This window comes from Stenotrophomonas sp. RS-48 (genome assembly GCF_030053245.1).
Classification (GTDB): Bacteria; Pseudomonadota; Gammaproteobacteria; order Xanthomonadales; family Xanthomonadaceae; genus Stenotrophomonas; species Stenotrophomonas maltophilia_P.
Genome location: NZ_JASGBV010000030.1, coordinates 1 through 7,676, shown reverse-complemented (window position 1 = coordinate 7,676; position 7,676 = coordinate 1). Strand labels below are relative to the sequence as shown.

General features: G+C 66.3%; 8 protein-coding genes and 3 tRNA genes. 7 read left to right on the top strand and 4 right to left on the bottom strand.

Features of this window, described 5'->3' with window-relative positions; all coding sequences use genetic code 11:
- The coding region (phoB, locus tag QMZ25_RS06825) for a phosphate regulon transcriptional regulator PhoB (RefSeq protein ID WP_283219325.1) at positions 1-675 on the bottom strand (675 nt) is incomplete at its 3' end.
- A 116-nt stretch (positions 676-791) separates the two neighbouring features.
- Entirely contained in the window at positions 792-2,492 is a 1,701-nt protein-coding gene (locus tag QMZ25_RS06820; RefSeq protein WP_283219324.1) for a M48 family metalloprotease, read from the bottom strand.
- 88 nt (positions 2,493-2,580) lie between these two features.
- On the opposite strand from QMZ25_RS06820, the gene grxC reads away from it, so the two are divergent.
- The 4 genes from grxC (at position 2,581) to QMZ25_RS06800 (ending at position 5,451) form a co-directional block, all read left to right on the top strand.
- Positions 2,581-2,871 carry a glutaredoxin 3 gene (grxC, locus tag QMZ25_RS06815; RefSeq protein ID WP_004154541.1) on the top strand — a complete coding sequence of 97 codons (291 nt, stop codon included), beginning with the start codon at positions 2,581-2,583 and terminating at the stop codon, positions 2,869-2,871.
- On the top strand, positions 2,868-3,260 hold the full coding sequence (locus tag QMZ25_RS06810) for a carboxymuconolactone decarboxylase family protein (RefSeq protein ID WP_053519434.1): 393 nt from the start codon (positions 2,868-2,870) through the stop codon (positions 3,258-3,260). The genes grxC and QMZ25_RS06810 overlap by 4 nt, the downstream gene beginning before the upstream one ends.
- A 227-nt stretch (positions 3,261-3,487) precedes the next feature.
- Entirely contained in the window at positions 3,488-4,492 is a 1,005-nt protein-coding gene (locus QMZ25_RS06805; protein ID WP_053520418.1) for an isocitrate dehydrogenase, read from the top strand.
- A 197-nt stretch (positions 4,493-4,689) separates the two neighbouring features.
- Positions 4,690-5,451 carry a sulfite exporter TauE/SafE family protein gene (locus QMZ25_RS06800; RefSeq protein WP_283219323.1) on the top strand — a complete coding sequence of 254 codons (762 nt, stop codon included), beginning with the start codon at positions 4,690-4,692 and terminating at the stop codon, positions 5,449-5,451.
- Positions 5,452-5,454: 3 nt separating this feature from the next.
- Here QMZ25_RS06800 and QMZ25_RS06795 read toward each other — a convergent pair whose 3' ends face one another.
- Complete coding sequence (locus QMZ25_RS06795) at positions 5,455-6,075, bottom strand: flavin reductase family protein (RefSeq protein WP_283219322.1); 621 nt, start codon at positions 6,073-6,075, stop codon at positions 5,455-5,457.
- A gap of 75 nt (positions 6,076-6,150) precedes the next feature.
- Positions 6,151-6,906, bottom strand: coding sequence for a Bax inhibitor-1/YccA family protein (locus QMZ25_RS06790; RefSeq protein ID WP_053520416.1), 756 nt, complete (start codon positions 6,904-6,906; stop codon positions 6,151-6,153).
- A 181-nt stretch (positions 6,907-7,087) separates the two neighbouring features.
- Here QMZ25_RS06790 and QMZ25_RS06785 point away from each other — a divergent pair.
- The 3 genes from QMZ25_RS06785 to QMZ25_RS06775 all read left to right on the top strand — a co-directional run bounded on the left by QMZ25_RS06785 (position 7,088) and on the right by QMZ25_RS06775 (position 7,530).
- A tRNA-Pro gene (locus QMZ25_RS06785) sits at positions 7,088-7,164 on the top strand.
- A gap of 39 nt (positions 7,165-7,203) precedes the next feature.
- Positions 7,204-7,280: transfer RNA gene (locus QMZ25_RS06780), tRNA-Arg, on the top strand.
- A gap of 173 nt (positions 7,281-7,453) precedes the next feature.
- Positions 7,454-7,530 (top strand) — tRNA-His (locus tag QMZ25_RS06775).
- The last annotated feature ends 146 nt before the right edge of the window (positions 7,531-7,676 follow it).

Genomic DNA, 7,676 nt, shown 5'->3' with positions numbered 1-7,676 from the left:
CAGGCGCTTCTGCTCATGTTCCATCTGCACGTAGCGCGGGAAGCGCGGGTGGTAGACGTCGGCACTGCGCAGGCGGCGGATGTGCACGTCGATGGTGCGCTCCTCCACGTACACGCTGCCGCCCCACACGTGGTCCAGCAGCTGGGCGCGGGTGTACACCCGCTCGGGGTGGGTCATGAAGAAGTGCAGCAGGCGGTACTCGGTCGGGCCGATCGGCACCGGCTGTTCGTTGGCGAACACGCGATGCGCGGCACCGTCGATGCGGATCGGACCGACTGCCACGCTGCCGTCCTCGTCGTCTTCGCGGGCGCGGCGCATGACCGCACGGATGCGGGCCAGCAGCTCCCGGGCCGAGAACGGCTTGACCACGTAATCGTCGACGCCGGCTTCCAGGCCGCCGACACGGTCGTTCTCCTCGCCACGCGCGGTCAGCATGATGATGGGCACCTCGCGGGTCAGCGTCTCCTTGCGCCAGCGGCGCGCCAGGTCCAGGCCGCTGGTGCCGGGCAGCATCCAGTCCAGCAGGATGAGGTCGGGAACACGGTCGGCGATCGCGGTCTGGGCTTCGCGGGCATCACCGGCGTGAACCGGCTCGTAGTCACCCTTGCGCAGGGCGAAGGCGACCATTTCGCGGATCGCGGGCTCGTCATCGACGATCAGGATACGTTTCTGCACGAGGGCACCGTAGGGCTCGGTTACTGGACGGGTGCCAGTAGACTACGGTTTGATGACATTTTTGTGACCATCGGGCCGGAACCGCTCCCGATTGCCACGGACCGGTCATGCAGCGCTCAGCGGCGGTCCAGGTCGGGGTCCTGCACGCCCTGCCGGCGCAGTTCCAACACGGTCGGGGTGATCGATTCGATGCGCGCGTCGACCCGGGCCCGTCCCACGTAGTCCAGCGCGGGATTGCGCTTGAGTGCCTGCAGCTGCATCAGCGCCTGCTCCGGCCGGCCGCTGAGGAAGGCGGCCTCGGCGTAGGCCTCGCTGGCACGGACGCTGTCCCCGGCCAGCTCGCTGGCACGGGCGTAGCGCTGCTGGAACACCGGATCGTTACCACTTTGCGACAGCAGCGGCCGCAGCATGGCCTGCGCGCGCTGCCCCGCCTCGCGGTTGCCCTGTTCGTTGAGGATCTCGGCGTAGGTCAGCGCGACGGGCCGGCTGTTGGGATGCTCGCGCAGCAGCTGCTCGAAACGGGCATTGGCCTGCGTGGCCTGGCCCGAGCGCGATTCGGCCTCGGCCAGGGCAAGGGCTACCCACAGGCTGTCCGGATGGGCCTGCAGCAGGCCGTTCAGGGTCTGCCGCGCCTCGCCGGCACCGCTGCGTCCCCCCCGCATCACCGCCAGGGCCTGGCCGTAGCGCTGGGCATCGTTCAATCCACTCTTCTGGCGTTTGCCCAGGTCGGCGTACTCGCGCTCCACCTCGCCGGTGGAGTCGGCACTGAGCACCCGCAACCGTTCACGTGCCCAGTCGAAGTCGCCGCTGGGGCCCCGGCTGAGCTGGCCAACCGGCACCCGCAGCACACTGCTTGGCAGCAGCGGGTTGCTGCCGCGCAGCAGCGGTTCGGACAGGGTCGGGTCGGCCGGGTCCACCCGTTCCCTGCGCTCGCCGCTGGGCGTGGTGGTGGTCAGCAGCACCGTGTCCTTCTTCATCTGCTCGGCGCGGGCCTTCGCTTCGCTGATGCGGGTGATGTTGACCGGGTGCGTGCGCAGGAACTCCGGCACGCTGTAGCCGCCCTCGTTGCCGCGCATGGCCGTCGACATCCGCTCGAAGAAGCCGGCCATCGCGTCCACGTCGTAACCGCTGCGTGACAGGGTGCGTATGCCCAGCCGATCGGCTTCCGATTCGTTGGAGCGGGTGTAGTTGATCTGCCGCTGTTGCATCAGGCCCATGCCCGAGCTGATCGCGGCCATGGTCGCATTGCCTGAAGAGGTGCTGTTGCTGGCCTGTGCCGCCACCACCGCCGCCAGCATGCCCAGCAGGATCGGGATCTGGTCGCGCTGGGCGCGCTCGACCCCGCGCAGCACGTGCTGCTGGGTGACGTGGGCGATTTCGTGTGACAGCACCGCAGCAACCTCGTCTTCGCGTTCGGCCGTCAGCACCAGCCCGGCGTTGACCCCGATGTAGCCGCCCAGGGTCGCGAAGGCGTTGATCTGGCGGTCCTTCATCACGAAGAAGGTGTAGGGCTGGCGCGGCTGGTCGCTGTTGGACCCCAGGCGGGTGCCCATGGTCTGCAGCCAGTCATTGACCAGCGGATCGTCCAGCAGGTAGCCATAGTTGCGCAGCTCGCGCAGCATCATCGCGCCGTACTCGGCCTGGCGGGCCGGGGTCAGCAGCTCGCCGGCCGAGGAGCCGATGTCGGGCAGCTTCTCCTGGGCCTGGGCCAGCGGCATGGCCAGGGCGAAGGTGACGGCGGTCGAAAGCAGCAGGGCTCGCAAGCGGGAGGTCCTCGGGTGGGGCGCGCCAAGCGTGGCAGGGCAGGGGGCAACCATTCGTTAATCCACAGTGTTGCGGTGGTAGCGTGGAAATTCCAGCGCACCGGTACCATATGTAGACCGTCGATCCATCGTGGAGTTTCCCGTGACAGCCCAGACCGCCGGCGGTGCCCCCGCCATCACCATCTATTCCACTGCCGTCTGCCCGTACTGCGTGGCCGCCAAGAACTTCCTCAAGAGCAAGGGCCAGCAGTGGACCGAGGTCCGCATCGACCTGGACCCGGCCGAACGCGAGAAGATGATGGCGCTGACCCGCCGCACCAGCGTGCCGCAGATCTTCGTCGGCGACGTCCATGTCGGTGGCTATGACGACATGATGGCGCTGCACCGTGAAGGCAAGCTTGAGCCGCTGCTGGCCGGGCAGGGCCAGGCATGAGCGCGGCCGACGACGGCAGCAAGGACCGCATCGCCGAGTTCACCGCGTTCCGCAAGCGCATGAACGAGCGCATCCTGGGCGAGCCGAACCAGGTGGTGCGCCGGTTCTTCGCGCTGGATACGCAGACCTACCAGGCCGGCGCGCTGGATGTGAAGACCAAGGAGCTGCTGGGGCTGGTGGCCTCGATGGTGCTGCGCTGCGACGACTGCATCAGCTACCACGTGGCCCAGTGCAAGGAGGCCGGGGTGACCCGCGAGGAGTTCTTCGAGACCTTCTCGGTCGGCCTGGTGGTCGGCGGCTCGATCGTGATCCCGCACCTGCGCCGCGCGGTCGATTTCCTCGACCAGCTCGAAGGCGGTGCCGCCGCCCCGGAAGCCCACGAGCACTGAGGGTAACGCCGGGCCATGCCCGGCGAATGACCGGACGCCCACCCGCCGGGCATGGCCCGGCGCTACCGGAATACGCGGGCAATTCTGCCTGAGCCGGGGACTGGGACCATGGTCTATTTGGGACCTCGGCCCCGGCTCAGGCATAATTGCCGGTGAAACTTCCTTTGCGCCGGCGTTTCCGGGCACGTCCGGACGGCGTTTTTTCCCCCTGTTCGGAACATCGATCAATGACGCAGAAAATTACGGTCATCCGCGGCGACGGCATCGGCCCGGAGATCATGGATGCCACCCTGTACGTGCTCGACCAGCTCAATGCCGGCCTGGAGTATGAAGAGGCCGACGCCGGCCTGGCGGCGCTGGAGAAGCACGGCGACCTGATGCCGGCGGTCACCCTGGACTCGATCGCGCGCAACAAGGTTGCCCTGAAGAGCCCGCTGACCACGCCGGTCGGTGGTGGCTTCACCTCGATCAATGTCAGCCTGCGCCGCCATTTCGACCTGTACGCCAACGTGCGTCCGGCCCACACCTTCCCGAACACCAAGTCGCGTTTCGACAACGTCGACCTGATCACCGTGCGTGAGAACACCGAAGGCGCCTACCTGGCTGAAGGCCAGGAAGTGTCGGCCGACGGCGAGACTGCCTTCTCCGGCACCCGCATCACCCGCAAGGGCTCGGAGCGCATCGTGCGCTACGCCTTCGAACTGGCCCGCAGCGTCGGCCGCAAGAAGGTCACCGCCGTGCACAAGGCCAACATCATCAAGTCGACCTCGGGCCTGTTCCTGAACGTTGCCCGTGAAGTGGCCGCGCAGTATCCGGACATCGAATTCCAGGAAATGATCGTCGACAACACCTGCATGCAGCTGGTGATGCGCCCGGAACAGTTCGATGTGATCGTCACCACCAACCTGTTCGGCGACATCATTTCCGATCTCTGCGCCGGCCTGGTCGGCGGCCTGGGCCTGGCCCCGGGTGCCAACATCGGCAAGGACGCGGCGATCTTCGAAGCGGTGCACGGCACCGCGCCGGACATCGCGGGCCAGGGCAAGGCCAATCCCTGCGCGCTGCTGCTGGCGGCGGCACAGATGCTGGATCATATCGGCCAGCCGCAGAATGCCGAGCGCCTGCGCAAGGCCATCGTGGCGACCATGGAAGCCAAGGACTCGCTGACCGGCGACCTGGGCGGCACCGGCACCACCATGAGCTTCGCCAAGGCCATCGCCACGCGCCTGTAAGCGGTGGCGGGACCTTGTCTGGATTTCCAGCGGGGCGCCTTCGGGCGCCCCGTTGCGTTTGGGGGCCTGCGCATGCTCTGCGCAGCTCATGTGGTGTGGCGGCACCGAAAGTGCGCACGCTGGTCGAGCACCTTGCCACGCACTACGCTGCCCAGGCCGGCGTGGCAGCGTAGCCACGGGGTCGCAGCGAGGTGATGATGGATTCGGTGTATCTGCTGGTCGCACTTGGAGCGATCGTGGCGGGATTCGTGCAGGGACTGTCCGGCTTTGCGTTCGGAATGGTCGCCATGTCGTTCTGGGCGTGGGGGCTGGAGCCACGCCTGGCGGCTACGCTGTCGGTGTTCGGCGCGCTGGTGGGTCAGCTGGTGGCCGTGTTCACCGTGCGGCGCGGATTCAATCTGCGTCTGCTGCTGCCCTTCGTCTTCGGTGGCCTGGCGGGCATTCCGCTGGGCGTGATGGTATTGCCGCAGCTGGACATGGACTGGTTCAAGGCCCTGCTGGGCGGCTTCCTGGCACTGTGGTGCCCGGTGATGCTGATGGCCCGTTCGCTGCCGCCGATCACCACGGGCGGGCGCATCGGCGACACCGTGGCGGGCATGGCCGGTGGCGTGCTCAGCGGCATCGGCGGCTTCGCAGGTCCCGTGCCCACGCTGTGGAGCACGCTGCGTGGTTTCGGCAAGGAGGAGCAGCTCTCGGTCATCCAGAACTTCAACCTGGCGATGCTGTCGGTCACCATGGCCACCTACGTCGGCAGTGGCCTGGTCACCCGGCAGATGTTGCCGTACTTCGCTGTCGTCGCCCCGGCCATGCTGCTTCCGGCGCTGCTGGGCGCGCGGGTCTACATCGGCATCAGCGAGGCGCGGTTCCGCCAGATCGTATTGAGCCTGCTGACGCTGTCGGGCATCGCACTGCTCACGTCCTCGCTGCCGGCCCTGTTGGCGCGCCCGGTTACCGGCTGAGATTCAGGCCGGCCGAAACATGCGGAAACGCTGCTCGGCACTGACGCGGAAATAGTCGGCCGGTCCACCGCCGCGCAGGATCGGGTCGGCGCCTGCAGTGTCGTAGATGCCATCGACCAGCAGTCGTGCCTCGATATGGACGGCGACCACCTCGCCGAGCACCAGCCAGCCGTTGGTGTCCTGTCCGGCGGCATCGCGCAGGCGGACGATCTGGGTGCAGCGGCATTCCATGCTGACCGGGCTTTCTGCAACACGCGGCGGCTTGACCTGCCCGGAAGCCAACGGCGTCAAGCCGGCCAGCGTGAACTCGTCGACGTCCGGCGCGACCGCCCGGCAGCTCTCGTTCATGGCTTCGGCCAGGTCGAAAGTGGCCAGGTTCCAGACGAACTCGCCCGTCGCTTCGATGTTGTGCAGCGAGTCCTTGCGGCCCTGGCTGGAGAAACCAATGATCGGCGGCGTGTAGTTGAAGGCGTTGAAGAAGCTGTAGGGCGCCAGGTTCAACGCGCCGTCGGCAGCGCAGCTGGAAATCCAGCCGATCGGGCGGGGTCCGATGATGGCGTTGAACGGGTCATGCGGTAGGCGATGGCCATCAGCGGGGCGATAGCTGTGGAAGAGGGCAGGCATGGCGGAGTCGAAAGGGGGAGGGGAACAGAAAGGGCGCCACGGAGGCGCCCTTTGTCGTTTTCAGCTTGACCGGAATCAGCGCTGCTGGATCTTTGACAGCAGGCGGAGGAACTCGACGTACAGCCAGACCAGGGTCACCATCAGGCCGAATGCGCCATACCACTCCATGTACTTGGGCGCGCGCTGGGCCACACCGCTCTCAATGAAATCGAAATCCAGCACCAGGTTCAGCGCGGCGACCACGACCACGAACAGGCTGAAGGCGATGCCCCAGCCGCTGGAGGAGTGGATCAGCGGGACTTCGATGTTGAAGAACGACAGCACGAACGACGCCAGGTAGAGCAGGGCGATGCCACCGGTGGCGGCGACCACGCCGAGCTTGAAATTCTCGGTGGCCTTGATGACGCCGGTGCGGTAGGCCACCAGCAGGGCAGCCAGCGTGCCGAAGGTCAGCAGCACGGCCTGGAATACGATGCCCGGGAACCGCAGCTCGAACACGGCGGAAATGGCGCCGAGGAACAGGCCTTCCACCAGCGCGTACAGCGGTGCGGTGACCGGCGACCATTGCTTCTTGAACACGGTTACCAGCGCCAGCACCAGGCCGCCGATCGCGCCGCCCATGGCATACAGCTTGGCGGCCGGCAGCACCTGGCCGAAGGCCACGGTCTGGTTCCAGGCGAAGGCTGCGGTCAGCACGGTCAGCAGCAACAGGATACCGGTCTTGTTGACGGTGCCGTTGAGGGTCATCGCCTGGTCGGGGCGGGTCACCACCGAGCCGTTGGCGAGGTCGAGGAAAGTCGACTCGGAAAGAGCCGGGTTGCCGCTGCGCATGCGCGTTCTCCGTGCGAATGAGGGATCAGGAAGGCCATCCGGCCGACGATGTCGAGCATAGCCGATGGCCACTGCCACTGCCGTGACCGCGCGCCCGGGACAGATCGCTGCGTTGACAGTTCGCCGCGTGCTTGGCGACAATGACCAACTCCCCGGGCCCGGCTCGAGGGGATTGCAAGACCGGGGTATAGCGCAGTCTGGTAGCGCGCCTGCTTTGGGAGCAGGATGTCGGGGGTTCGAATCCCTCTACCCCGACCAATCCCACGCCACGTCGGATTGGACGCCGTTCCGGTTCGGGCGCCCGTAGCTCAACTGGATAGAGCACCGGCCTTCTAAGCCGGCGGTTACAGGTTCGATTCCTGTCGGGCGCGCCATTGGCGAGGCACCGGGACCGCGTCGGCGGATGTGAAGAAAGGCTTGCAAAAGCGTGAGGACTCCACCAGAATATCGGACTCGCTTCGGCGGCCCGAACTTCGGTGACGGTCTCCAGGCAAGGCTTCAAAGCTCCAGCGCCAGCAGCATTGGCGATGAAGCGAATGTTTCAGTGGTGGCTGTAGCTCAGTTGGTTAGAGTACCGGATTGTGATTCCGGTGGTCGGGGGTTCGAATCCCCTCAGCCACCCCACTGATTCAACCGCATCGGCACAGCCGACACGGTGTTGCAATAAACAGAATGCACGCTATAATGTGCGTCTGAGTTTCACGGGCCGTTAGCTCAGTTGGTAGAGCAGTTGACTCTTAATCAATAGGTCCAAGGTTCGAATCCTTGAC

What these genes read in the sequence shown, in the direction of transcription:
- QMZ25_RS06820 (WP_283219324.1), bottom strand. Translation starts at nt 2,492, where the DNA reads ATGGTTGCCCCCTGCCCTGCCACGCTTGGCGCGCCCCACCCGAGGACC.
- QMZ25_RS06810 (WP_053519434.1), top strand. Translation starts at nt 2,868, where the DNA reads ATGAGCGCGGCCGACGACGGCAGCAAGGACCGCATCGCCGAGTTCACC.
- QMZ25_RS06805 (WP_053520418.1), top strand. Translation starts at nt 3,488, where the DNA reads ATGACGCAGAAAATTACGGTCATCCGCGGCGACGGCATCGGCCCGGAG.
- QMZ25_RS06800 (WP_283219323.1), top strand. Translation starts at nt 4,690, where the DNA reads ATGGATTCGGTGTATCTGCTGGTCGCACTTGGAGCGATCGTGGCGGGA.
- QMZ25_RS06795 (WP_283219322.1), bottom strand. Translation starts at nt 6,075, where the DNA reads ATGCCTGCCCTCTTCCACAGCTATCGCCCCGCTGATGGCCATCGCCTA.
- QMZ25_RS06790 (WP_053520416.1), bottom strand. Translation starts at nt 6,906, where the DNA reads ATGCGCAGCGGCAACCCGGCTCTTTCCGAGTCGACTTTCCTCGACCTC.